Source organism: Pseudomonas sp. CFBP 5748, from assembly GCF_053850495.1.
The window spans coordinates 749,242-774,293 of record NZ_JBSPTN010000001.1 but is presented as its reverse complement, the minus strand read 5'-3'; the positions used below and the strand labels follow the sequence as shown (position 1 = coordinate 774,293).

Annotated in this window: 22 protein-coding genes; 10 read left to right on the top strand and 12 right to left on the bottom strand. The window is 62.1% G+C overall.

The window, feature by feature from the left end:
• The first annotated feature begins 16 nt into the window (after window positions 1-16).
• Complete coding sequence (locus ACWNZ1_RS03545) at window positions 17-1,675, top strand: nitrite/sulfite reductase (protein WP_135844705.1); 1,659 nt, start codon at window positions 17-19, stop codon at window positions 1,673-1,675.
• Window positions 1,659-2,153 (top strand): DUF934 domain-containing protein, encoded by a 495-nt coding sequence (locus ACWNZ1_RS03540; protein WP_123413203.1) that lies wholly within the window; start codon window positions 1,659-1,661, stop codon window positions 2,151-2,153. The genes ACWNZ1_RS03545 and ACWNZ1_RS03540 overlap by 17 nt, the downstream gene beginning before the upstream one ends.
• 135 nt (window positions 2,154-2,288) lie before the next feature.
• Here ACWNZ1_RS03540 and sohB read toward each other — a convergent pair whose 3' ends face one another.
• Window positions 2,289-3,320: a protease SohB gene (gene sohB / locus ACWNZ1_RS03535; protein WP_265072890.1), complete on the bottom strand. Its 1,032-nt coding sequence runs from the start codon at window positions 3,318-3,320 to the stop codon at window positions 2,289-2,291.
• Between the two features lie 226 nt (window positions 3,321-3,546).
• Here sohB and ACWNZ1_RS03530 point away from each other — a divergent pair, with 226 nt between their 5' ends.
• The 4 genes from ACWNZ1_RS03530 to ACWNZ1_RS03515 all read left to right on the top strand — a co-directional run bounded on the left by ACWNZ1_RS03530 (window position 3,547) and on the right by ACWNZ1_RS03515 (window position 7,487).
• Window positions 3,547-4,257 (top strand): histidine phosphatase family protein, encoded by a 711-nt coding sequence (locus ACWNZ1_RS03530; protein ID WP_256452544.1) that lies wholly within the window; start codon window positions 3,547-3,549, stop codon window positions 4,255-4,257.
• A 51-nt stretch (window positions 4,258-4,308) separates the two neighbouring features.
• On the top strand, window positions 4,309-4,623 hold the full coding sequence (locus tag ACWNZ1_RS03525) for an SCP2 sterol-binding domain-containing protein (RefSeq protein ID WP_030137963.1): 315 nt from the start codon (window positions 4,309-4,311) through the stop codon (window positions 4,621-4,623).
• A gap of 218 nt (window positions 4,624-4,841) precedes the next feature.
• On the top strand, window positions 4,842-6,560 hold the full coding sequence (locus ACWNZ1_RS03520) for a hydrogenase maturation protein (protein ID WP_135844702.1): 1,719 nt from the start codon (window positions 4,842-4,844) through the stop codon (window positions 6,558-6,560).
• A gap of 63 nt (window positions 6,561-6,623) precedes the next feature.
• The gene (locus ACWNZ1_RS03515; RefSeq protein ID WP_135847969.1) at window positions 6,624-7,487 is read left to right on the top strand and encodes a LysR family transcriptional regulator; all 864 of its coding nucleotides are present in this window, start codon (window positions 6,624-6,626) and stop codon (window positions 7,485-7,487) included.
• 143 nt (window positions 7,488-7,630) lie between these two features.
• Here ACWNZ1_RS03515 and ACWNZ1_RS03510 read toward each other — a convergent pair whose 3' ends face one another.
• Window positions 7,631-7,864 carry a YdcH family protein gene (locus ACWNZ1_RS03510; RefSeq protein ID WP_135844700.1) on the bottom strand — a complete coding sequence of 78 codons (234 nt, stop codon included), beginning with the start codon at window positions 7,862-7,864 and terminating at the stop codon, window positions 7,631-7,633.
• Window positions 7,865-8,081: 217 nt separating this feature from the next.
• On the opposite strand from ACWNZ1_RS03510, the gene ACWNZ1_RS03505 reads away from it, so the two are divergent.
• Together ACWNZ1_RS03505 and ACWNZ1_RS03500 are read left to right on the top strand one after the other, a co-directional pair.
• Complete coding sequence (locus ACWNZ1_RS03505) at window positions 8,082-8,603, top strand: DUF4142 domain-containing protein (RefSeq protein WP_456027352.1); 522 nt, start codon at window positions 8,082-8,084, stop codon at window positions 8,601-8,603.
• Between the two features lie 219 nt (window positions 8,604-8,822).
• The gene (locus ACWNZ1_RS03500; RefSeq protein WP_456027351.1) at window positions 8,823-9,476 is read left to right on the top strand and encodes a Pr6Pr family membrane protein; all 654 of its coding nucleotides are present in this window, start codon (window positions 8,823-8,825) and stop codon (window positions 9,474-9,476) included.
• 106 nt (window positions 9,477-9,582) lie between these two features.
• Here the strand turns inward: ACWNZ1_RS03500 and ACWNZ1_RS03495 are convergent, their stop codons facing one another.
• The 6 genes from ACWNZ1_RS03495 to ACWNZ1_RS03470 all read right to left on the bottom strand — a co-directional run bounded on the left by ACWNZ1_RS03495 (window position 9,583) and on the right by ACWNZ1_RS03470 (window position 16,806).
• Window positions 9,583-9,858 (bottom strand): hypothetical protein, encoded by a 276-nt coding sequence (locus tag ACWNZ1_RS03495; protein WP_256452542.1) that lies wholly within the window; start codon window positions 9,856-9,858, stop codon window positions 9,583-9,585.
• 180 nt (window positions 9,859-10,038) lie between these two features.
• Complete coding sequence (locus ACWNZ1_RS03490) at window positions 10,039-13,137, bottom strand: error-prone DNA polymerase (RefSeq protein WP_265072889.1); 3,099 nt, start codon at window positions 13,135-13,137, stop codon at window positions 10,039-10,041.
• Window positions 13,113-14,534, bottom strand: a complete 1,422-nt coding sequence (locus ACWNZ1_RS03485; protein WP_456027350.1) for a Y-family DNA polymerase — start codon at window positions 14,532-14,534, stop codon at window positions 13,113-13,115. The genes ACWNZ1_RS03490 and ACWNZ1_RS03485 overlap by 25 nt, the downstream gene beginning before the upstream one ends.
• A 7-nt stretch (window positions 14,535-14,541) precedes the next feature.
• Window positions 14,542-15,174, bottom strand: a complete 633-nt coding sequence (imuA, locus tag ACWNZ1_RS03480; protein WP_135844694.1) for a translesion DNA synthesis-associated protein ImuA — start codon at window positions 15,172-15,174, stop codon at window positions 14,542-14,544.
• Window positions 15,174-15,791, bottom strand: a complete 618-nt coding sequence (lexA, locus tag ACWNZ1_RS03475) for a transcriptional repressor LexA (protein WP_256452539.1) — start codon at window positions 15,789-15,791, stop codon at window positions 15,174-15,176. Before lexA ends, imuA begins: the two co-directional genes overlap by 1 nt.
• A 130-nt stretch (window positions 15,792-15,921) precedes the next feature.
• A complete protein-coding gene (locus ACWNZ1_RS03470) occupies window positions 15,922-16,806 on the bottom strand; it encodes a LysR family transcriptional regulator (protein ID WP_135844692.1) in 885 nt (294 codons plus the stop codon).
• Between the two features lie 129 nt (window positions 16,807-16,935).
• On the opposite strand from ACWNZ1_RS03470, the gene ACWNZ1_RS03465 reads away from it, so the two are divergent.
• Both ACWNZ1_RS03465 and ACWNZ1_RS03460 read left to right on the top strand, forming a co-directional pair.
• On the top strand, window positions 16,936-18,579 hold the full coding sequence (locus ACWNZ1_RS03465; RefSeq protein ID WP_456027349.1) for a GMC family oxidoreductase: 1,644 nt from the start codon (window positions 16,936-16,938) through the stop codon (window positions 18,577-18,579).
• Between the two features lie 134 nt (window positions 18,580-18,713).
• Window positions 18,714-20,336 (top strand): MFS transporter, encoded by a 1,623-nt coding sequence (locus ACWNZ1_RS03460; protein ID WP_456027348.1) that lies wholly within the window; start codon window positions 18,714-18,716, stop codon window positions 20,334-20,336.
• A gap of 42 nt (window positions 20,337-20,378) precedes the next feature.
• On the opposite strand, the gene ACWNZ1_RS03455 is transcribed toward ACWNZ1_RS03460, so the two are convergent.
• The 4 genes from ACWNZ1_RS03455 to ACWNZ1_RS03440 form a co-directional block, all read right to left on the bottom strand.
• The gene (locus ACWNZ1_RS03455; protein WP_456027347.1) at window positions 20,379-22,856 is read right to left on the bottom strand and encodes a TonB-dependent siderophore receptor; all 2,478 of its coding nucleotides are present in this window, start codon (window positions 22,854-22,856) and stop codon (window positions 20,379-20,381) included.
• 94 nt (window positions 22,857-22,950) lie between these two features.
• A complete protein-coding gene (locus ACWNZ1_RS03450; RefSeq protein WP_456027346.1) occupies window positions 22,951-23,910 on the bottom strand; it encodes a FecR domain-containing protein in 960 nt (319 codons plus the stop codon).
• Window positions 23,907-24,428: a sigma-70 family RNA polymerase sigma factor gene (locus ACWNZ1_RS03445; RefSeq protein ID WP_210643838.1), complete on the bottom strand. Its 522-nt coding sequence runs from the start codon at window positions 24,426-24,428 to the stop codon at window positions 23,907-23,909. Before ACWNZ1_RS03445 ends, ACWNZ1_RS03450 begins: the two co-directional genes overlap by 4 nt.
• A 105-nt stretch (window positions 24,429-24,533) precedes the next feature.
• Window positions 24,534-24,941 (bottom strand): response regulator, encoded by a 408-nt coding sequence (locus ACWNZ1_RS03440; RefSeq protein WP_135844686.1) that lies wholly within the window; start codon window positions 24,939-24,941, stop codon window positions 24,534-24,536.
• Window positions 24,942-25,052 lie beyond the last annotated feature (111 nt).

Genomic DNA, 25,052 nt, shown 5'->3' with positions numbered 1-25,052 from the left:
TGAGAACGAGACTTATATGTACGTATATGACGAGTACGATCAGCGGATCATCGAGGACCGCGTCAAGCAGTTCCGTGATCAGACCCGACGCTATCTGGCAGGCGAGCTGAGCGAAGAAGAATTCCGCCCTCTGCGCTTGCAGAATGGCCTGTATATCCAGCGCTTCGCCCCGATGCTGCGCGTCGCCGTGCCTTATGGCCAACTGACCTCGCGCCAGGTGCGCAAGCTGGCCCAGATTGCCCGCGACTATGACAAGGGCTACGCCCACATCAGTACCCGGCAGAACGTCCAGTACAACTGGCCGGCCCTGGAAGATGTGCCTGAGATCCTGGCTGAACTGGCCACCGTGCAGATGCACGCGATCCAGACCAGCGGCAACTGCCTGCGTAACGTCACCACCGATCAATTTGCCGGTGTCGCCGCCGATGAGCTGATCGACCCGCGACCATGGTGCGAGATCGTCCGTCAGTGGACCACTTTCCACCCGGAATTCGCCTACCTGCCGCGCAAGTTCAAGATCGCCATCAATGGCTCGACCTCGGACCGTGCCGCCATCGAAGTCCACGACATCGGCCTGGAGACGGTCTACAACGCCGCCGGCGAGTTGGGCTTCCGTGTGCTGGTGGGCGGCGGCCTCGGCCGTACGCCGGTGGTCGGCGCGTTCATCAACGAGTTCTTGCCTTGGCCGGACCTGCTGAGTTACCTCGACGCCATCCTGCGGGTGTACAACCGCTATGGCCGTCGCGACAACAAGTACAAGGCGCGGATCAAGATCCTGGTCAAGGCCCTTACGCCTGAAGTGTTCGCCGAGAAGGTCGAGGCCGAAATGGCTCACCTGCGCGGCGGCCAGACCACCCTGACCGAAGCCGAAGTCCATCGCGTGGCCAAGCACTTCGTCGACCCCGCCTACAAGGCCCTGAGCAATCAGGACGCCGAACTGGCAGCGCTCGACAAAGAGCATCCAGGCTTCGCCCGCTGGCGCACCCGCAACACCCTGGCCCACAAGAAGCCGGGCTATGTCGCGGTGACCCTGTCGCTGAAACCGACCGGCGTTGCACCGGGCGACATCACCGACAAGCAACTGGATGCCGTGGCCGACCTGGCCGAGCGCTACAGCTTCGGTCAACTGCGCACATCCCACGAGCAGAACATCATCCTGGCGGACGTTGAACAGAGCCAGTTGTTCACCCTGTGGGGCGAATTGCGCGAGCAAGGTTTCGCCACGCCGAACATCGGCCTGCTGACCGACATGATCTGCTGCCCGGGCGGTGACTTCTGCTCCCTGGCCAACGCCAAGTCGATCCCTATTGCCGAATCGATCCAGCGTCGCTTTGACGACCTGGACTACCTGTTCGACATCGGCGAGCTGGACCTGAACATTTCCGGTTGCATGAACGCCTGTGGTCACCACCACGTTGGCCACATCGGCATCCTGGGCGTGGACAAGAAAGGCGAAGAGTTCTACCAGGTCTCCCTGGGCGGCAGCGGTAGCCGCGACGCCAGCCTGGGCAAGATCCTCGGCCCGTCCTTTGCCCAGGACGACATGCCTGACGTGATCGAGAAGCTGATCGACGTGTACATCGAACAACGTACCGAAGACGAGCGCTTCATCGACACTTACCAACGTATTGGCATCGACCTCTTCAAGGAACGCGTCTATGCAGCGAATCATTAAGAACAACGAGGTCATCGACGAAACCTGGCACCTGTTGCCCAAGGATGCGTCCTTCGATGGCATCTCCAACTGCGACGACCTGATCGTGCCCCTGGCCCTGTGGCGCGACCATGCTCACGCCCTCAAGGCCCGCGACGGCGGCCTGGGTGTGTGGCTGGACGCCGACGAGGAAGCGGAAGAAATTGGTGATGACGCCAATCAGCTACAGGTCATCGCCCTGAACTTCCCGGCCTTCACCGACGGGCGCAGCTACTCCAACGCCCGCCTGTTGCGTGATCGCTATGGTTTCAAGGGTGAGTTGCGGGCGATTGGCGATGTGCTGCGCGACCAGCTGTTCTACATGCGTCGCTGCGGTTTCGACGCCTTTGCCTTGCGTGCCGACAAAGACCCCTATGAAGCCCTCGAAAGCCTCAAGGACTTCTCGGTGACCTACCAGGCTGCCACCGACGAGCCGCTGCCGCTGTTTCGTCGTCGCTGAAACCTGAGACATGAAAAAGCCCTGATCCGGGTGTTCCGGTTCAGGGCTTTTTTATTGGGGCATGAATTATGTCGAAATCCCGCAACCACTTCGAAACCAATGTGGGAGCAGGCTCGCTCCCACAGGGGTTAGCCGTTACCAGAAACGCTGCTGGGTAAGGCGGCTCCACCAACTCAGCAGCACCCGGTCGACAGAACCGCTGGCCGCCATGCCGATGCGTTCCTGCAGGCTTTTGCGTTCGGCGTAGTGCAGGTGGTACAACTCGGCGCCTTTGGCTCGTTCGGCGAGGTATTCGTCGCTGGTCTTCAACTCGTCTACCAGCCCTTTGCCCAGCGCCGCCACACCCAGCCAGACTTCACCGGTGGCCACTTCATCGATGGCCAGTTGCGGGCGGTAATTGGAGACGAAGTTCTTGAACAGCTCATGGGTGATGTCCAGGTCTTCCTGGAATTTCTCCCGGCCCTTCTCGGTGTTTTCACCGAACACCGTCAACGTGCGCTTGTATTCACCCGCCGTCAGCACTTCGAAATCAATATCGTGTTTCTTCAGCAGCCGGTTGACGTTGGGCAACTGCGCGACAACGCCGATGGAGCCAAGAATGGCGAACGGGGCGCTGATGATCTTCTCGCCGATGCACGCCATCATGTAGCCGCCGCTGGCCGCGACCTTGTCGATACAGACCGTCAACGGCACGCCGGCTTGGCGGATCCGCGCCAGTTGCGATGAAGCCAGGCCATAGCTGTGGACCATGCCGCCGCCGCTTTCCAGGCGCAGCACGACTTCGTCCTTAGGGGTCGCCAGGGTCAGCAGCGCGGTGATTTCATGCCGCAGGCTCTCGGTGGCCGAGGCCTTGATGTCGCCGTCGAAATCCAGCACGAACACCCGGGGCTTGGCCGCTGGCTTGTCCTTTTGCTTCTTCTCGGCCTTTTCAGTCTTGCCTTGCGCCTTGCGCAGGGCCTTGAGCTGGTCTTTATCCAGCAGCGTCTGCTCCAGGCGCTCACGCAGCCCTTTGTAGAAATCGTTGAGTTTGCTCACCTGCAACTGGCCGGTCGACTTGCGTCGCCCCTTGCTACGTAACGCGGCAAAACTGGCCAGCACCACCAAGATGGCGATCACCAGCGTCACGGTCTTGGCCAGAAAACCGGCGTATTCGATGAAAAACTCCACAGCAACTCCTTAAATGTAATGCACCACTGAACGCAGGCGCGTAACAACCCCAGCATACCCATGCGCCTGCGTCGCGACCAGCCATGAAACCTGTGGTTACCTTAACGCGGGCCTGGCAGGACAAGGTTGTAACGAGCATTTCAAACAAGCGTATGTTTTTTCATTGACAGCTCCCCCCCATCCTCATAACCTCGCCAAACCTTCAACGTACCGGGATGACGCGGACGTGGGCAGCATCTATCTGATTCGACATGGCCAAGCCTCCTTCGGTGCGGACGACTACGATGTCCTTTCGCCCAACGGCGTACGCCAGGCGCAAGTGCTCGGCAGTCACCTGGCAGAGCTCGGCGTGGTGTTCGATCGCTGCCTTTCGGGCGACCTGCGCCGCCAGCAGGACACCGCCACCGGAGCGTTGGGCCAGATGTCCGCCGCCGGCCTGCCGGTTCCCGGACTGGAAATCGACGCCGCATTCAACGAGTTCGACGCCGACGCGGTGATCCGCGCCCTGCTGCCGGACATGCTCCCCCAGGAGCCCGAGGCGCTGCATATCCTGCGCAACGCCGCGCAGAACCGCGCCGAATTCCAGCGCATCTTCGCATTGATCGTTGAGCGCTGGCTCAGCGGCCAGTACGACCCGCCCGGTCTGGAAAGCTGGCTGGGTTTCGTCGAGCGGGTCCAAGCGGGTCTGCAGCGCATCCTGGAACAAGCCGACAACACCCAGAAAATCGCCGTGTTCACGTCTGGCGGTACCATCACCGCCCTGCTCCACCTGATCACCCGGATACCCGCCCGACAAGCCTTCGAATTGAACTGGCAAATCGTCAACACCTCGCTCAACCACCTGAAGTTCAGGGGCCGCGAGGTGGCCCTGGCTTCCTTCAACAGTCACGCCCATCTGCAACTGCTGAAGGCCCCGGACCTCATCACCTTTCGCTGAGTCCGGATTACTGTAGACCCTTGCTGTACCACCCAAATAAGGATCGAAACCATGACCTCCGTAGCCGACGCCGTACAAGCCATGAAAGCCAAGTTCAACCCAGCCGCTGCTGCCGGCCTGGACCTGGTATTCGGTTTCCGCATCGACGAAACCAAGAATTTCTCGCTGATCGTCAAGGACAGCACCTGCGAACTGCAGGAAGGTGAAAACCCGGACGCCCAGGTGACCCTGGTAATGGACGGCGAAACCCTCCAAGGCATCGTCGACGGCAGCACCGACGGCATGCAAGCGTTCATGGGCGGCAAGCTGCGCGCCGAAGGCGACATGATGCTGGCGATGAAACTGTCCGAGCTGTTCCCAAGCTGAGACTGCGCTCGCGTTCTTCGCGGGCCTTTTGGCTGCAAACGAATCCCGCCCCCGAGGCGGGATTCGCGTTTTTATCTTCCGATGATTTCCCGCAACACACTCAACCTTGACCCTCGTCAGTTGCCCCTCGCCCTTGAGCCGCTAATTTAGCGCCTCCATCGAAGCCAGGGACGGCTCATCGGGAGCCTGCGCCCGCTCATCTCAAGGAAGAGAGTTTCATGCCCAAACTGAAGATTATTCTGCTGTCGACCGCATTCAATGGCCTGACCCAACGCGCCTGGCTAGAGCTGCGCGAGGCTGGCTATCGCCCCAGCGTGGTGCTGTTCACCGATCCGGCCGCGGTCTGCCAGCAAATCGAAGAAAGCGCCGCCGACCTGGTGATCTGCCCGTTTCTCAAGGACCGCGTACCCGAGCAGCTGTGGCGCAACCCTCGGCGCCCGGTAGTGATCATTCATCCCGGCATTGTCGGCGATCGCGGCGCCAGTGCCCTCGACTGGGCGATCACCCGGCAACCCAAGCGCTGGGGCGTGACGGCGCTGCAGGCGGTAGAAGAAATGGACGCCGGGCCGATTTGGGCCACCTGCGAATTCAACTTGCCCGAGGGCCTGCGCAAATCGCAGTTGTATAACGGCCCGGTCAGCGATGCGGCCATTCGTTGTATCCGCGAAGTCGTGGAGAAATTCAGTAACGGTTTCGTCCCAGTGCCGCTGGATTACAGTCGCCATGACGTGGTCGGGCGCCTGCAACCGAACATGACCCAGGACGACCGCACCTTCAGCTGGCACGACAGCACCGATTTCATCAAGCGCTGCATCGACGCCGCCGACGGCCAGCCGGGTGTGCTCGCGAGCCTGGCCGGCAGCCAGTTTTACCTGTACGACGCCCATCCGGACGTCCGTCGCGGCATGCCCGGCGAACTGCTGGCCGTGCGCGACGATGCGGTGCTGGTGGCGACCGGTGATGCGAGCCTGTGGATCGGCGCCCTGCGCCACAAGCCGCAGCCCGGTGAACAGACCTTCAAACGACCGGCGCGCCATGTGCTCTCGGGACGGCTCGACGATATCCCGCTGCTCGACAGTTCCCTGGCTCGACAACCGTTCAGCGATGAACCCTATCAGCCCATTCGCTACCGGGAGTGCGGCCATGTGGGAGAGCTGACGTTCGAGTTCTATAACGGCGCGATGAGCACCGAGCAATGCCAGCGCCTGGTGCAAGCGCTGCGCTGGGCCAAGTCCCGGGACACCCAAGTGCTGTTGATCCGCGGCGCACGCGGCAGTTTTTCCAACGGCGTGCACCTGAACGTGATCCAGGCCGCCGCCGAACCCGGCCTGGAAGCGTGGGCCAATATCCAGGCCATCGACGATGTTTGCCTGGAGTTGTTCAGCGCCCGGCAACTGGTGGTCAGCGGCCTGACAGGTAACGCCGGGGCCGGCGGTGTGATGCTCGCCCTGGCGGCCGATATCGTTCTGGCGCGCAGTGACATCGTGCTCAACCCGCATTACGCAACCATGGGCCTGTACGGCTCCGAGTACTGGACCTACAGCTTGCCCCGCGCGGTCGGCCCGGACATGGCCTGGAAACTCACCCAGGACTGCTTGCCCATCAGCGCCCTCCAGGCGTTACGCTGCGGCATGGTCCAGGAGATCGGGCCGCGCTGCCCTGACGAGTTCGGTCTGTGGCTGCTGCAACGGGCCAACAGCGCCCTGCTCGATCCGATCTATGAGGCCATCCGGGTTCGCAAGGCCGAACGGAGCCTGCCGGCGATCCAGGCGTGTCGCGCCGGCGAGCTCACGCAAATGCGCCGCGACATGGTGGAAAACCGCCACGGCTTTGCCGAGAAATGCCGCAACTTCGTGCTCAAGCGCAAAGCCTGTCGCACGCCCGAGCGTCTGATCGCCCCCTGGGCGCGAGTGGCTGAGGCTCAAGCCGCTCCATGATTCCCGGTATCGGCGATGCGTGGCAGCTCTTACAATGCCCGCTTCCCTCGCATCGGCCTGACCATGGACATCGACCTCGCCCGCACCTTCCTGGAAATTGTCCGCCACGGCAGTCTCGCTGCGGCGGCCGACAAGCTGCACGTCACCCAGACAGCGATTACCGCCCGGGTACAAAAGCTCGAAAGCCAGCTCGGTTGTGCATTGTTCGTGCGCAACCGAGCCGGCGCACGTCTGACTGCCGATGGCGAAGCCTTCGTGATCTACGCCAACCAACTCGTGCAGACCTGGGAAGCGGCCCGCCGGGATCTGCCGCTGCCCGAGGGCTATCGCAACGTCCTGCATCTGGGTGGCGAGGTCAGCCTGTGTAATCCCTTGATGCTCGCCTGGGCCGGGGAATTGCGGCAGAAGATCCCCGGTCATGCCCTGCGCATGGACATCCGCGACGGTGAAAAACTGCTGCAACAGCTGGAACTGGGCCTGTTGGATGCAGCGGTGGTGTACCAGCCCGAATACTGGCCGCGCCTGCAAGTTGAACAGTTACTGGAAGAAAAACTCATCCTGGTGCGCCTGGCCACCCGTCCGGAACCCTACGTGTACATCGACTGGAGCGCTGACTTCCGCCGCCAGCACGACACCGCCCTGCCGGACAAAGCCAAGGCCGCCGTGACCTTCAACCTTGGCCCACTGGCCCTGCAGTACATCCTGGAGAACGGCGGCAGCGGCTACTTCCGCACTCGCGTCGTGCAGAGTTACCTGGACAGCGGCATCCTGGAACGGGTGCCCAAGGCACCGGAATTCAACTACCCGACCTACCTGGTCTACTCCCGGGACCGGGATTCGGCGGCGTTGCAGCAGGCGTTCGAAGTGCTGCGCGAGATCGTCAAGACCGGCAGCGACTGGTCCCAGCGCTGGGACCCGCTGGGTTGATGGATGCCGGTTCGGCTGCTCCCTGAATATCGACTTTGTTGTGAACTACATCGTGGCGAGGAAGCTTGCTCCCTCGCCACGGGTTTATGGCTTCCTCAAGGGCCCTTCGTAAAAGCCCCCCACAAGCAGCAAGCAGGACGGTTTTATTGCAACCGCTTAGCGATCTCGTCCTTGATCTGCAACCGTTTCTTCTTGAGTGTCTCCAGGGCCTCGCCGGACAGGGTGGCGGATGTCGGCTTTTCGGCGTCCACCACCTCGGCATCAAGTAGGGAATATTTTTGAAATAACGAGTCGAGCCTTGGATCCTCGCTGCGCTTTTGCTGGATGTGGTCTTTTGTGCAGTTGAGATCCTGGCACAAATCGTGGGACACCGGCATGGAACACCTCCTTCAGTGGGTCGGTGGCAGACGCCTTTACGGCGCTCGTCGATGATCAGGATGGCCTCGTCGACGGGGTTCTGTCGACCGCCAATCCGACCAGCGGTGACCGTTCGTCGTAACGGGATATCTTCCAATCAAACCTTTGCCGGCGCGCCGCTCTCCATTGAACAGAGACGAAACGAATCGCTCTTTCAACCTGTGTGGAGACCTACCTATGGACGGATTTACCTTGCGTCAACTCGGCCTGGCAGTTGCCCTGAGCACCAGCATGGGCGTGGCCTGGGCCGCGACTTCCAACGACTTCGTCGACAACGCGGCAGCCGGTGGCATCGCGGAAATCGAGACCAGCAAACTGGCGCTGGAAAAGAGTGGCTCGGCGGACATCAAGGCGTTCGCCAACACGATGATCACCGATCACACCAAGGCCAATGAAGAGTTGAAATCGCTGGCGAAAAAACACGACATCGAAGTGCCAGACGACACCACGCTGGTGAAGAAGGCCAAGGAAAAAATCCTCGACCTGCGGGACGAGTCCTTTGATGCAGCCTATGCCAACAACCAGGTGAAGGCTCACGAGGAAACCATCGCCCTGTTCAAGAAAGAAGCCGAGACCGTGACGGACGACAAGAAGCCTGGCAACACTGAGCTCAAAGCGTTCGCCCAGAAGATGCTGCCAGCCCTGCAGCATCACTTGGACGAGGCCAAAAAACTTCAGGCTGCTCATCCAAGCAAGTAATCCTGAGGCACAGAATAAGGCCGTCTTCTTGAAGATGACCTTATTCGACCCAAGTGCGTCGGTGTTCCCGGCTACCGCTGGTCAGCACTGTCATTTATGACAGTAGAATCTTGCAACTCATGCTCCTAGGGTCTCGCTCAACAGACAATCCTGCTTATACAAGCATCCAACCTCTTGGGGGCTTTGCAGTCGCAGGTGCCGCGTAGCAGGAGACAAGTCATGAGCGATGAATCAGTGTTAACGCAAAGCGCTGGCGGTATTACGGTGAAAATCGCCGCACTGCTGGGATGGTTCGCATTGATTCTCCAGCTCTACCTGATCCTGACTTCACGCTGGCAAGGCGGCAAGAGCCTGTTGGGCGGAGTAGACATCTTCTTTAGTTATTTTACGGTGCTGACCAATATCCTGGTGGCCGTGGTGCTGACTTGCGCGGCCACCTCAGGGGATTCGGCGCTGCGGAGATTCTTTCTCAAACCCACGGTCCAGGGCGGTGTAGCCGCTGCCATTGTACTGGTGGGGCTGGCGTACAACCTGCTGCTGCGCAATATCTGGAACCCCCAAGGCTTGCAGTGGGTGGCCGATGAATTGCTGCATGACGTGATGCCGGTGCTGTTTGTGGTCTATTGGTGGTTCTGCGTGCCCAAGGGGGCCTTGCAATGGCGAGATGTCTGGCCATGGCTGATCTATCCGCTGGTCTATTTCATCTATGCCCTGGTGCGTGGTCACTTCGTCGGTTCCTACCCCTATCCCTTTATCGAAGTGGACACGCTGGGTTATCCACGAGTGTTCATCAATGCAGTGATGGTGCTGCTGGGATTGGTGGTAGTGTCACTGGTGTTGATTGCCCTGGACCGCTGGAAAGGCAAGCGCTGAGGCCCCGTTGCACAAAAAATGCGCTGGCGCGCCTATCGGCCCAAGTACCAGACGACTCATCGATCCGGGCGGGTAGCACTCAACGTTCCCAGCAATCGGGTCGCGGTTAACCACCATCGGTGTCGATATCAGCGTCAGTGCTTTCATCGGATTTTGGCCGGTCCGGGTCAGGCTTGAAGCCGGGGCTGAAGGTATTGTCATTGTCTTGATGATGATTCTTCTGATCGACCTCGCTGTCAGCGCTCTGGGCCTGGTCCGTCCCGGCGGGGCTGACTGGCTGGGCACCGGCCGGGGTAGTCGACACCTGAGGATCGATGGCCGGGTCGTTACGTGGGGATTGTGTCTGGCCTTGTTGCTGGGTGTTTGCAGGATCGTTGTTCATAGACACCTCGTTCATGACAGGGCCGGAATGATGACCGGTCTTGTCATTCGAAGATGACGCAACAGCTTCGGTTCCATTTGTTTGTATCGCACAGAGTCACCCGCCGCTAATGCCCTTGCCGACACAGGACAATTCGTCGGGCACGATACTTTCGCCAAGCATGGCGAGACAGCAGCCGGCTTAGTGGAAATCGCGACTGCGCACATTGATACCCGCCAGCAATTGCGTCAGGTCGCTCAAGCGCCCGGCGATCAGGTGGCGAACCTCGCCGACGCTTTCCCAGCGCCCGTCGACCCTGAGTAATTGAGAGCCCACCAGGATCTTGCGCTGACGGTCCGCCAAGTCGCGCCAGACCACCACGTTGAGGTTACCGAACTCATCTTCCAGGGTGACGAAGGTCACGCCGCTGGCCGTGCCCGGGCGTTGGCGGCCGGTGACCAGCCCGGCGACGCTGACGTTGCGGCCATGTTCCACCTCTTGCAGTTCCCGTGAACTGCGGCAACGGCGGGCGCGCAGTTCGGGGCGCAGCAAGGCCAGCGGATGAGGGCCCAGGGTCGTGCCGAGCGTGGCGTAATCGGCACACAGGTTTTCGCCCACCGTGGGTGTTGGCAGGGCCACGGGCGGTTCTTCCTGGCTGGGCAAACCGGCGAACAAACCCAGTTGTTTCTGCACCCCGGCGACTTCCCAGCGGGCCCGATGACGATCACCGGCCAAGCCTTGCAAGGCCCCGGCATCGGCCAGTTGCGCCAAAGCCCGGGCATCGAGTTGCGCGCGCTCGCCCAGGTCGGCCACGTCACTGAAAGCCCGCTGCCGGCGGGCCGCTTCGATACGCCGGGCATCCTCTTCGCGAAAGCCCTTGACCAGGCGCAGGCCCATGCGGATCGCCGGTTGCCGGCCTTCCAGGGGTTCGAGGCTGCAATCCCAGTCACTGGCGCGCACGTCCACCGGACGGATCTGCAATTGATGCCTGCGGGCATCCTGGAGGATCTGGTCCGGGCTGTAGAACCCCATGGGCCAGCTGTTGATCAGGGCACAGGCGAACGCCGCCGGTTCGTGGCATTTGAGCCAACTGCTGGCGTAGGTCAACAAGGCGAAACTGGCGGCGTGGGATTCGGGAAAGCCGTAATTGCCGAAGCCCTTGATCTGTTCGAAGATCTGCGCGGCGAATTCGGCGGTGTAACCGTTTTTCTTCATCCCGGCGGCCAGGCGCTCCCGGTGGGGCTCCAAGCCGCCGTGACGTTTCCAGGCAGCCATGGAGCGTCGCAACTGGTCAGCTTCGCCGGGGGTGTAATCGGCCGCGACGATGGCGATCTGCATGACCTGTTCTTGAAACAAGGGCACACCCAAGGTGCGCTCGAGCACTTTTTCCAGCGCTTCAGAGGGATAAGTCACCGCCTCTTCTTTGTTTCTGCGCCGCAGGTACGGATGCACCATCCCACCCTGAATCGGCCCGGGCCGCACGATCGCCACTTCGATGACCAAATCGTAGAACCTCTTGGGTCTCAGTCGAGGCAACATCGACATCTGCGCCCGGGATTCGATCTGGAACACACCGATGGTGTCGGCGCGGGTGATCATTTCATAGGTGGCCCGATCCTCCTTGGGCAACGACGCCAGGGCATAGCGCTCGCCCCGGTAGCGCTCGATCAAATCGAAACACCGGCGAATCGCACTGAGCATACCCAAGGCCAAAATATCCACCTTGAGCAACCCCACCGCGTCCAGGTCGTCCTTGTCCCACTGGATGATGGTGCGCTCGGCCATGGCGGCGTTTTCCACCGGCACCAGGGTGTCCAGCGGTTGCTCGGAAATCACAAAGCCGCCGGGGTGCTGGGACAGATGCCGGGGAAAACCGATCAATTGCTGGGTCAGGCTCAGGACCCGGCGCAGCACCGGGCTGTCTGGATCGAAACCGCCCTCGCGCAAGCGCTCCACCGGCGGCGCCTCGTCGCTCCAGCGACCGCAACAATCGGCCAGGGCGTTGACCTGATCCGGCGGCAACCCCAGGGCCTTGGCGACGTCGCGCACCGCCCCGGCACCGTGGTAACTGCTGACCACCGCCGTCAAAGCCGCACGATGACGACCGTAGCGCTGGAACACGTACTGCAGCACTTCTTCACGCCGCTCATGTTCGAAATCGACGTCGATGTCCGGCGGTTCATTGCGCTCGCGGGACAGGAAACGCTCGAACAACATGCTGGTGCGACTGGGGTCGATTTCGGTGATGCCCAAGGCGTAGCACACCGCCGAGTTCGCCGCCGAACCGCGCCCCTGACAGAGGATTTTCCGGCTGCGAGCGAAGCTGACGATATCCTGCACGGTGAGGAAATAACTGTCGTAGCCCAGCTCGGCGATCAGCGCCAATTCATTGTTGATTTGCCGCCGGACCTTATCTTCCACAGCGTTTTTCCAACGCTCACGCATCCCGCGCTCAGTCAGCTCTCGCAGCCACGATGCCGGGTCATGGCCCTCAGGCACCAGTTCCCGTGGGTATTGATAGCGCAACTGACCGAGGTCGAAGGTACAGCGCCGGGCGATCGCCAGGGTTTCCTCGAGCAAGGCGCGAGGATAGAGATCGGCCAGATCCTTGCGGCTGCGCAGATGGCGCTCGCCGTTGGGGTGCAGGCGCTGGCCGGCCTCGGCCACCGTGACGTGGTGCCGGATGGCGGTCATGGTGTCCTGCAAGGCACGCCGGCCGCGCACGTGCATGTGTACATCGCCACTGGCGACAGCCGGCAGGTTCAAGCGCTCTGCCAATGCCAGCAAGTCTGCCAACCGCCGCCGGTCGTCCTGCCCGCAATGCAACTGGACCGCCAGCCACAGGCGCCCGGCAAAAACCTGCTGGAGCCAGTGGCCTTGGTCTTCGGAGTCTTTTCCATCGGGCACCCACAGCGCCAGCAGTCCCGGCAAGGGCTCGTCAAAGTCCTCGCGCACGATGCGATAGCGGCCCTTCTCGCTGCGGCGCCGGGCGCGGGTGATCAGCCGGCACAGGGCTTGATAGCCCTCCAGATTCTCCACCAGCAACACCAGTTTCGGACCGTTTTCGATCTGGATCTCGCTGCCAACGATCAACTGCAGCTTCAGTTCCTTGGCCGCCTGCCAGGCTCGGACGATGCCGGCCAGGGTGCATTCGTCGGTGATTGCCAGGGCTTGGTAACCCTGCTCCTTGGCCCGCCGGCACAACTCCAGGGCGCTGGAGGCGCCGCGCTGGAAGCTGAAATTCGACAGGCAATGCAGCTCGGCATAGTCGACGCTCATGCGAACCAGCCCTGCAGCCACAACGACCCGCCCTCGCCTACCGGTCGATAGGCCCAGCCGCGTTGCCCGCTGCGGGTTTCGATCAGGTAGTAATCGCGGCGTACGTCGGCGCCGTCCCACCAGCCGGTCTCGATTCGCTCCGGGCCCATGAGGATACGCGTGTGGCCTTCCGGCAGAACCTGGGGGTCACCGAGCAGCCAGCCGGGACGCAGCACGCCATCGCGCATCGGGCAGGCCTGGGGTCGAGGTTGGGGTGTCATTTGCCAGGCGCATTCAGGCCGATGATCGTCGCGAAACCCCAGGCCCTGCACTGCGTCATCCCCCAGTCGCGCGCGCAGTCGTTCGCGCAGTTGCTCCCAGGGCAAGGACTGTTGCGGGCGCTCATCGAACAGCTCCAAGCGCTGAGGCACGAAACTCGGCAAGTCTTCGGCACATAAGCGAAAGCCGCGCACCGGTGCCGCGACCTGCACTTGTTCCAACCGACCACGGGCCAGTTCGAAGAGCATTGAAGGGTCCCGTTCGGCGCTGAGCAGGCCGACTTTGATCAGCGTGTCCGGCAATCCGGCGTGCTCCAGGTGCAGGTCGAAACGCTGCACGCCGCTGTCGCGACCGCACAAGAAGGCCGACAGATCACCGGTCAACCGGCGCAACGGGAACAGCAGCGCCTGGTGGGACTGGACGTCATAGTTGAGCTCGATGCGTACATCGAAACGGTCCGGCGGCAGGTAGAACGACAGCGCCAGGGTGCGACTGCCGGTCAGCGCGTCGAGGTGCTTGAGCACCTGGGCTTCGAAGCGCCGTGCCAGGGTGTGCCGGGGCAAGGCCTGGACCTGGCTCAGACGGCGCAGGCCCATGCGCGACAACGCCGTGGCGACGTCGGGTTCCAGGCCGATCCGCTCCACCGGCATGTGTCCCAGCCACTGTTGCAAAGTCTCACTATCGGGCACTACCAGGGCGTCATAGGCATTGGCCAAGACCCGCGCCGCCACCGGGTTCGGGGCCGCGACGATGCGATGACGAAACCCCAGCTCAGTCAGCTCGGCCCGCAACCGCGCCTCGAACACCGGCCAGGGCCCAAACAGGCCCAGGCTCGACTCGATCTCGAACAGCACCGTACGCGGGTAATGCACGCTGACCTGGGAACTGAAACGATAGGCCCAGGCCGCCAGGAACTGTTGCCAGTGTGCGATCTGCGCCACGTCGTATTCGGCGGTGGCGAAACCTTTGCTCAGGGCCTGGGCGGCGGTCATGGTCTGGCCGGGCCGCAAGCCCAAGGCGCGGGCCGGGGCATTGACAGCTTGCAGCACCCGGCGTTGGGCCGGACCGGTCAGCAAAGCCAGGGGTTCGTCGGGATCGGGGCGCTGACGCAGCGCGGCGTCCAGCGCCAATTGCGGGAAGAGAATACAGACCCAGCGCATCGCAACCTCAATGCCCTGTCTGTGTGGAGAGCGCGGCAAAAGCGATCGGTGCCGAACGGGCCAGTCCGCCGCGGCACTTGAGCACGCGCAACTGCCCAGGCCGGGCATCGATGGCGATGCGCAGGGCCGCCGGTGATGGGTTGATGGCCTCCTGGATCGAGCGCCAGGCGAACGCCAGGGTCTGGCCGGTTTCCGCCGCCACTTGCAGGCGACGCAGGGCCCGGTCGTCAACCAGGCGAGGCCAGCACAGCACCGCGCCACAACTGCCCGAGCGCAAGCATTGTTCGGTGGCCCACAGGGCCTCGCGCTCATCGGCGCGGATCACCGACAACTGGCTCAGATCGACCCCGGCGCTCTGCCAGGCCTGGGGATAGGGCACGAACGGCGGCGCCACCAGCACGACTCGCTCCCCTGCCGCCGACAGCCGCGCCAGGGTCGGCCACACCAGTTGCAACTCGCCTATGCCGGGTGCGGCGATAAGCAATTCCGTCAGCGCCGCTTCCGGCCAACCACCGCTGGGCAACGCCGCGTCCAGTGCCGCATGGCCAGTGGGGTGCGGGCTGGTGACCGCAGGCGCAGGCCGGCCCTTCCAGACCTGGCCGCCGTTGAACAGCGTATCCAATGCAACGACGGCGCCCATCAGCCTTGCCTCAACAGGCCACAGAACACCCCTTCAATCGCCAGGTCCTGGTCGGCTTCGACGATGATCGGTTGGTAGGCCGGGTTGCGTGGCAGCAAACGTACACGTTCGCCAATTCGCTCGAAACGCTTGATGGTGACTTCACCGTCCAGGCGCGCCACGACGATCTGGCCGTTGGAGGCCTGGGGCGTGCGCTGCACCCCCACCAGATCACCGTCGAGAATGCCGTCCTCGATCATCGAGTCGCCCTGGACCCGCAGCAGGTAATCCGGCGCCTTGGTGAACATCGCCGGGTCCAGCATCAGACGGCTGTGGACCTCGGCGTCGGCGCCAATCGGCAAGCCGGCAGCCACCCGCCCCAGCACCGGCACGTCCAGCAGCTCGAGACGCGGTGGCTGGTTCAGCAAGCGGATACCCCGGGCCTGGTGCGGATTGACTTCGATAAAACCGGCTTCGGTCAACGCCAGCACATGCTTGCGCGCCACGCTGCGCGAGGCAAAACCAAACGCCTCGCTGATTTCAGCGAGGCTGGGAGGCTGGCCCTGATCGGCGATGCGTTCGCGGATGAAGGTCAGGATGGCGGTACGGCGAGGAGTGAGAGTCGTCATGGAGTACATTTGTACTCCTGTCGGTTTTTTCTGACAAGCACCGCCAGTCAGCTCACAGACTCAGAGCCCACCGCCAACCCTTATGAGAGCAAGCTCCCTCGCCACGGGGGTTGGGCCGACCGCGAATTCCCTAGCGCTGCTAAGGAAGCAGCAACCCCTGCTCGCGCTCGCACAACTGCACCACGTAATCCCACAACACCCGCAGCCGCACAGACTTGTGCAATTCGCGGCGTGTGCTGATCCAGTAGCTGCGGCGGATGGTTTCGTCTGGTAGCAAGGGCACCAGCGCCGGGTCGCCGCTGGCCATGTAGCAAGGCAGCACGGCGATCCCCAGCCCCGAACGCGCGGCCTGTTGCTGGGCGATGACGCTGGTGCTGTGGAACACCACGCGGGGGTTGCGGCAAAAGCTGTTGAGGAACATCAGTTCCTGGCTGAACAGCAAGTCATCGACGTAGCCGATCCAGGCGTGACGAGCCAGGTCCTCGCGGCTGCGCAACGCTGGCGAGCGGTCCAGGTAGGCCTGGCTGGCGTACAGCGCCAGGCTGTAGTCGGTGAGTTTGCGCGTCACCAGCAGGTCGGCCGCCGGGCGTTCGAGGTGGATGCTGATTTCCGCCTCACGGTTGAGGATGCTGACAAATCGCGGCACCGCCACCAGTTCCACCTCCAGCCCCGGATAACGTTGGAACAGCCCGTCCATGCGGCTGGCCAGAAACATGATGCCCAACCCTTCGGTCACCCCCAGGCGGATCTTGCCCAGGGGCGCGCTGGACTGGGTGATGTCCTCCTGGGCCAGCAACGCCACGTTTTCCATGGCCTCAGCGTGCTTGAGCAACGTTTCGCCGGCCGGGGTCAGTTCATAACCCTGGGCATGCTGGACAAACAACGCAGTGCCAAGGCTCTTTTCGATGGCTTCGATGTGCCGGGCCACCGTGGCATGGGTGGTGTTGAGGCGACGGGCGGCCGTCAGCAAACGGCCACTGCGTTGCAGTTCGAGAAAATAGCGCAGGTCATTCCAATCGAACATGGACCATCCTTGAACACGTCTGAAGGCATGATTGTTTAAAAACGCACAGCCGCTGCGCAAAAACTAACATTCTTTTGACGAAAACTAACAACTAGGATGGACCCCACAAGAATAAAAATGAGGTCGCGAATGCAACCTGTCGTCGATGAATACGATTACGTGATCGTGGGCGCCGGCCCTGCCGGATGCCTGCTGGCCAATCGGCTTTCGGCCAACCCGCAACATCGGGTGCTGCTGCTCGAAGCCGGCGGGCGCGACAACTATCCGTGGATTCACATCCCGGTCGGCTACCTGTTCTGCATCGGCAACCCGCGCACCGACTGGTGCTTCAAGACCGAAGCGCAGCCAGGCCTGCAAGGGCGCGCCCTGAGTTACCCACGGGGCAAGGTGTTGGGTGGCTGCTCCTCGATCAACGGCATGATCTACATGCGCGGCCAGGCCGCGGACTACGACGGCTGGGCCGCCGAGGGCAATCCCGGCTGGGCCTGGAAGGACGTGCTGCCGCTGTTCCGGCAAAGCGAAAATCACTTTGCCGGAGCGTCCGAATTCCACGGCGCCAGCGGGGAATGGCGGGTCGAACGCCAGCGCCTGTCATGGCCGATTCTCGATGCATTTCGCAGCGCCGCCGAGCAGACTGGCATCCCCAACGTCGACGACTTCAATGGCGGCGACAATGAAGGCTGCGGCTACTTCCAGGTCAACCAGAAAGCCGGGGTACGCTGGAACGCGGCCAAGGCCTTTCTCAAACCGATTCGCCAGCGCCCCAACCTCACGGTATTGACCGACGTCGAAGTCGACCGCGTGTTGCTGCGTGATGACCGGGCCCACGCTGTCAGTGCCCGCTGGCAAGGCAAGGGCATGACCTTCAAGGCCCGCAAGGAAATCGTGCTGTGCGCCGGAGCCGTTGGTTCGCCGGGGATCCTGCAGCGCTCCGGGATCGGCCCGCGCAGCCTGCTGCAGCGCCTGGGCATCGGTGTGGTGCATGAACTGCCCGGCGTGGGCGACAACCTGCAGGATCACCTGCAATTGCGGCTGATCTACCAGTTGGAAAACGCCCGGACCCTGAACCAGATCGCCGGCACCTTGTGGGGCAAGATGGGCATGGGCCTGCGCTACCTGTACGACCGCAGCGGCCCGCTGTCCATGGCCCCCAGCCAACTCGGCGCGTTTGCCCGATCGGGGCCGGAACAGACCTCGGCCAACCTTGAATACCATGTGCAGCCATTGTCCCTGGAACGCTTCGGCGAACCGCTGCACAGCTTCCCGGCGTTCACCGCGTCGGTCTGTGACCTGCGCCCACAAAGCCGTGGCCGGGTCGATATCCGCTCGGCCGACCCGCACGAAGCACCGTTGATCCAGCCCAATTACCTGAGCCATCCCGAAGACCTGCGGGTCGCCGCCGACGCTATTCGCCTGACCCGACGCATCGTCGCGGCCCCGGCCCTGAGCGCCTTCAAACCGGTGGAATACCTGCCGGGCACCAGCCTGCAAACCGAAGAGCAACTGCACCAGGCCGCCGCGCGCATCGGCACGACGATTTTCCACCCGGTGGGCACCTGCCGCATGGGCCAGGACCGCGATGCGGTGGTGGATGCGCAACTGCGCGTGCGTGGCATCAAGGGCCTGCGCATCGCCGACGCCTCGATCATGCCCCGCATCACCTCGGGCAACACCTGCTCGCCGACGCTGATGATTGCCGAGAAGGCGGCGCAGATGATGCTTGAACAGGACACCAGGAGCACCACGATCCAGAAGGAGCCAGCCACGGTCTGAAGAACAAGTAAGTCCCCCTGTGGGAGCGAGCAAGCCCGCTCCCACAGGGGAATGTGCGTACGAAGGAAGGCAGGAGACGCCACCCCGGCGTCGACAGTGGAACAACAAAAACAATCACTGTGAGGGATACCGCTATGTCTGAACATGTTCAGCCCCTGGAAGCCACGCGCAGCGCCGGAACCAGCCAGGAAACCCAGAAAGTCATCTTCGCCTCGTCCCTGGGGACGGTGTTCGAGTGGTACGACTTTTTCCTCTACGGCGCCCTGGCGGCGGTGATCAGCAAGCAGTTCTTCGCCGGGGTCAACGACACCACGGCGTTCATCTTCGCCCTGATGGCGTTCGCCGCCGGTTTCATCGTGCGGCCGTTCGGTGCGCTGGTGTTCGGCCGGCTGGGAGACATGATCGGGCGCAAATACACGTTCCTGGCAACCATCGTCCTCATGGGCCTGGCGACGTTCTGTGTCGGCCTGCTGCCCAACTACGCCAGCATCGGCATCGCCGCGCCGATCATCCTGGTGGTGTTGCGCATGCTCCAGGGCCTGGCCCTGGGCGGTGAGTACGGCGGCGCGGCCACCTACGTCGCCGAGCACGCGCCAATGGGCAAGCGCGGTTTTCATACCAGCTGGATTCAGTCCACCGCCACGCTGGGGCTGTTGCTCTCGCTGTTGGTGGTGCTGGGCTGCCGCTACTTCACCGGCGATCAGTTCGAAGTCTGGGGCTGGCGTATTCCGTTCCTGTTGTCGATCCTGCTGCTGGGCATTTCCACCTGGATTCGCCTGAGCCTGCACGAGTCGCCAGCCTTCGTGAAAATGAAAGAAGAAGGCAAGTGCTGCAAAGCGCCGATCCGCGAATCCTTCGGCAACTGGGAAAACCTGAAAGTGGTGTTGATCGCCCTGTTCAGCATCAACGCCGGGCAAGCGGTGACCTTCTACGCCGCGCAATTCTACGTGCTGTTTTTCCTCACCCAGTTCCTGAAGATGGACCCGGCCCTGGCCAACAGCCTGCTGATCGTCAGTGTGGTGATCGGCGCACCGTTCTTCATTTTCTTTGGCTGGCTGTCGGACAAGGTCGGGCGCAAACCGGTGTTGATGATCGGCCTGCTGCTGGCCACGGCGCTGTACTTCCCGATCTTCAAGACCCTGGCCCACTACGCCAACCCGGCCATCGACCAGGCGAGCCGCCAGGCGCCGATCACCGTGCTCGCCGACCCGGCCACCTGCACCTTCCAGTTCGACCCAGTGGGCAAGGCGCGTTTCGACAGCCCTTGCGACAAGGTCAAGACCTTCCTGGTCAAACAAGGCCTGCCCTACAGCAGTGTCGCGGCACCGGCCGGCAGCAATGTGCAGGTCAGCGTCGGTGAGGTGACGATCGATGGCTACGACGAAGCTGCCCTGCGCGGCGCGGTGACCCTGGCGGGCTACCCGCAACAGGCCGACGCCCAGCAGATCAACCGGCCGATGATCGTGGCCCTGATCGTGGCGCTGATCATCATTTCCGCGATGTGCTACGGCCCGCTGGCGGCGCTGATGGTCGAACTGTTCCCCACCCGGATCCGCTACACCTCCATGTCCCTGCCCTACCACATCGGCAACGGCTGGTTCGGCGGCTTCCTGCCCACCGTGTCGTTTGCCCTGGTGGTCTACACCGGGGACATTTTCTATGGGCTGTGGTACCCGGTGGTGATCACCGGGGTGAGCCTTGTGGTGGGTATGATCTGCCTGCGGGAAACCCGGAACGTGGACCTGGATAAAAACTGAGGGCAAAACCGTGGCGAGGGCACTTGTTCCCTCGCCAGCGGATCAGAAGCGCGCCTTCATGGTCATGGTGAAGTTGCGCGGTTCACCGTAATAGTTACCGAAGTTCTCGGTCCCGATGGTGCTGTAGTAGCGCTTGTCGAACAGGTTGTTGCCATTGAGGGCCAACGACCAGGTGTCATCGATGCGGTAGCCGACACGACCGTTCCACACCGCATAACCGGCCTGGGTAATCTTCTCGCCCGTCGCCGGCGACACCCGGAAATTGTCGCTTTGGGCGTTGACCCCGGCACCGACGCTGAACCGTTCGAACGCCCCACCCAGGGCGTAATCACCCCACAGGCGCAGCACATGACGCGGCACATAGCTGTTGAACGAGCCGCCGTTGAGGCTGGTGTCAATGTCATCCAGGGTCTTGGTCTGGGTGTAGGTGTAGCCGGCAAGCAACTGCAGGCGCTCGATGACTTCACCGCTGATCTCGGCTTCGAAGCCCTGGGCGCGCACCTTGCCGGCGTTCTCATAGCAGAAACCGTCCGAGGACGAACAGCTTGAGATGTAGTCGGTCTGGGCCTGGTCCTTCTGCAGCGTGCGGAACAGGTTGAAGGCGCTGTTCAGACGGCCCTCGAACCATTCGCCCTTGATCCCCAGCTCATAGCTTTCACCCACCAGGGGCTTGAGTGCCGAACCGCTTTCGGAGCGGTAGTTGCCTTGGGGGGTGAAAATGTCCGAGTAACTGGCGTAGGCCGTCAGGTGTTCGTTGAGGTCCAGCAACACGGCGGCAAACGGGGTGACCTGGCCCGTCTCCGTGCTCTTGGCGTGCTCCGAGCCGCCGGTGAGGAACACCGAGTCGGTCTTGGAGTTGTACCAGCTCACCCGGCTGCCCACGACAAAGGTCAATGGGTCCGCCAGTTTCAGGCGCAGGGTCGAATACAGGCCTTGTTGCCGGGTGACGGTTTTAACCGGGCCACCGCGCGTCGAGTTCTCGATGAAGTAACTGTCGTCCGGTTCCGGAATATGTCGATCCGGATCGAATACGTTCTGTTGCTGCGGCAGGAAGGCGACCGAGAAAAAATCATCCTTGTCCGAACGGCTGGCGTTGAAGCCGACGATCAATTCATGCTGCTGCCCGAAAGCGTCGAACTTGCCGTCCAAGTAGGCGTCGAGGCCATAATCGACCTGGTCATAGTCGTACATGCTGCCCAGCACATTGGTGGTCGAGACGCCCGGCGTCACCGAGCCGGATGCAAAGGCGTATTTGATGTCCTGGGTGTTTTTCGTATAGACACCGGCCACCTTCACGGCCCAGTCGTCATTGAGCTGATGCTTGAGATCACTGAACACCGTGGTCCGCTGGCTACGCCAGGTGTTCCACGACGGATCCAGGCAAGTGGAGCGACTGAGTTTCAAATCGCTGCCATCCCTGTAGCGCGGCTGCCCGCCCCAGCAAGGACTCGCATCGACGTCCTCATAGGCCAGGCCCAGGCCCAGGGTCGTGTCGGGCGTCAGGTCGAAGTCCAGGGCGCCGTAATAAATCTGGTCCTTGCGCCGGGCATCGTCGTAGAAATAATGCCGGCTCTGCTCGGCGATCACCGCCCTGCCCCGCACGGTGCCGGAATCATTCAGCGGGCCACCGGTATCGACCTGCCCACGGTAGTTGTCCCAGGTGCCACCGGACAGGCTGAGTTCTGTCTGCGCCGTGGCCTGGCCGCGTTTACGGACGAAATTGACGCCACCAGAGGTTCCGCCCGCCCCCTTCATCATCCCGGCGGCACCGCGCAGGACTTCGACCCGGTCGTAATACGCCATGTCACTGCTGAAACTGTCGGCCTGGACATAGCTGTTGCCCATGTCCAGCGGAACCCCGTCATATTGATACTGACCGGACATCCGGAACCCACGGGAATAGAAATACTTGCCGCCCATGGTCGAGTCGTAGACGGTAATACCGGGCGTCTTTTCCATCACTTGATCGATGGTGTTCAGGTTCTGGTCATCGAGCATTTTGCGGGTGATCACCGTCACCGATTGCGGCGTCTCACGCAGAGAATGCTCGCCTTTGCCGATCGTGACCGCCCCCGTCGTGTAGGAGCCACTGTTCTCGGTGGTCGCTCCGAGCATCTGCCCTTCGATGGTGGTTGCTCCCAGCTCCATGATCGAACCGTTGGCGGGCAGCTGGCGCAGCACGTACGTGCCGTTGGCCTGGAGGTCGGCTTGCAGGCCGCTACCGCCAAGAATACGGGCAAACCCATCACTCACGCCGAACGAACCTTTCAGGCCGGGCGATTGCAGACCCTGGAGTTGCCGGGCATCAAACGAAATGGCGACACCGGCGGTGCTGGAGAACCGGGTCAGGACATCCACCAGGCTACCGGCCCCGATATCGTAAACCTGCACCGAACGCTGCTGCGCCGAGGCCCCTGGAACCGGGCTGGCATTCACGACCCCGACGCTGGCGGTCGTGACGACCAACAAGCCGATTTTCACTGCAGACACCAGATGACCTGACACGCTCACCCAAGACATGCTTCCCCTCCCCAAAACGGTCGATAAAAACTCACTGAGGAAGAGCCGAACGATGGGGATAAAAAGTGCAGGGCAAGAATTTTTTATCTGCGTCTCAGCGCTGATCGCTGCTCGATACCCGGACCCAGAATCGGCTGTAGCGGGTCACGCGCAACGAAAAACCACTCTCCAGCGCCGCCAGGGCGAGATCTGTGTTGTCGACGGGAAACACGCCAGAAACCTTCAAGTCGGCAATGGCCGGATCACAACGCAGCACGCCGTTGCGGTAACGCGAGAGTTCATCCAGCAGCGCCGCCAGAGGACGGTCAATGGCGATGATGCTGCCCTTCTGCCAGGCACCGACCGACACATCGTTGCCGCGCAGCGTACCCAGCGACCGATCATTGAAATCCAGGCGCTGGCCGGCTTCGACCCGCATCCTCGAGCCAATCGCCGGCAGGCTCACCTCGACCGCTTTCTCAAGCACCGCCACTTCGCCGCCCCGCGCCTGGCCACGAACGATAAACCGCGTGCCCAGCGCAAGTACCTCGACATGACCGGTGATGACCTTGAAAGGCCGCTGCAAGGGATCGACCACCGTCGTCACGATGATCTCCCCCCACAACAGCTCCAGTAGCCGCTGGCGCCCATCGAAACGAACGTTGACCGAGGTGTCGGTGTTGAGCAGCACGGTGCTGCCGTCCGCCAGCTGAAACTCGCGGCGCTCGCCCACTGCGGTGCGGTAATCGCAAAGCAGGTTTTGTGTAGCCTGGCTGCGCCAGCCCAACCAACCCAGGCCGCTGGCGGACGTCAGCAACAAGGCGCTGCGCAATACCTGGCGACGGGATCGATTGTGGCGTTCGCTCAAGGTCGGTGCCGCCAGGGCGCCCGGCACACTCGCCATCTGTTCGGCCACCGCCGTGATTCTTTGCCAGGCCTGGCTATGCAACGGGCTTGCAGTCAGCCAGGCATTCCACCCGGCCCGATCCGCGTCGGTCGTGATGCCGGAATGAAGCCGGGCGTACCACTGCGCCGCGGCACGGATGGCTTGCAACTCTTCGGCTGGCAGGTTCATGAAAGCTGCAATTGAATCTGCATCAGGCAGCAATGTTCCATGGCCTTGGCCATGTGGTTATTGACCGTACGAACGCTGACGCCCAGGCGCTCGGCAATTTGCGGGTAGGTCAGGCCATCGAACTGCGACAGGATGAACGCCTGCCTGACTCGCGGCCCCAGCCCCAGCAGCAAGCGGTCGATCTCCATCAGGGCCTGGAGCAGGATGGCCTGTTCTTCCAGCGACGGGTGCTGCTCTTGCGGCATCGCGGCCAAGGCTTCGAGATAGGATTGTTCCAGCGAGCGGCGGCGAAACAGATCGATCAATAGCCCCTTGGCGATCATCGACAGATAGGGTCGCGGCTCACGAATATCCAATGCGGAGCGCGCCTTGATGACGCGCACGAAAGTATCCTGGGTCAGGTCCGCGGCATCGAAGGTGTTGCCCAAGCGCTTGCGCAGCCAGCCCTGGAGCCAACTGTGATGATCACTGTACAGAACGTCGACAGCACTGCGTAAGGACAGATCGTTGGCGGGCATGGCTATGGAATAATTCGCGACTGATAATGAATCGCATTGTCATCGAGCACATCGCCGCTTGCAACCCAAACATGCGCGGGACCGGCCCTGCCACTTCACCATAGCTCAGTGCACCGAGTGATTTTTCACCGTGCTTTCCACCAGATCCAACATCTGCCCCAACGCCCAGGGCTTGGCGATGAACGAAGCGTGGTGCTTGATCCCGGCGCTCTCCGGCGTTTCGTAGCCGGACATGATCAGCAGGGGTATCTGCGGCCACCGGTCCCCGGTGACGTTGGCCAGGTCCGCGCCGTTCAGCATGCCCGGCATGGTGATATCGGTGAGTAACAAGTCTACGTCGCCGGCACTCTGTTCGAGGAACTCCAGCGCCGCGTCGGCGCTTTCCCGCGGCTCCACATCAAAACCCTCCTCCTGCAGGATCTCGCACAGGAACTCCAGAATGGTCTGATCATCTTCAACAACGAGAATCAAACGTGCGGTCGCCTGTCCGTTGCCCTTTGGCATCGAATTCATGTAAGTGACTCTCCTTGACCCCGTAAACGTTCTTTGCGGTATCGGCCGCTCTGCAAGTTATGAGCGATGCCCTGGCGAGAAAATTCATTCTGCGTGCAAATACACCGCCGA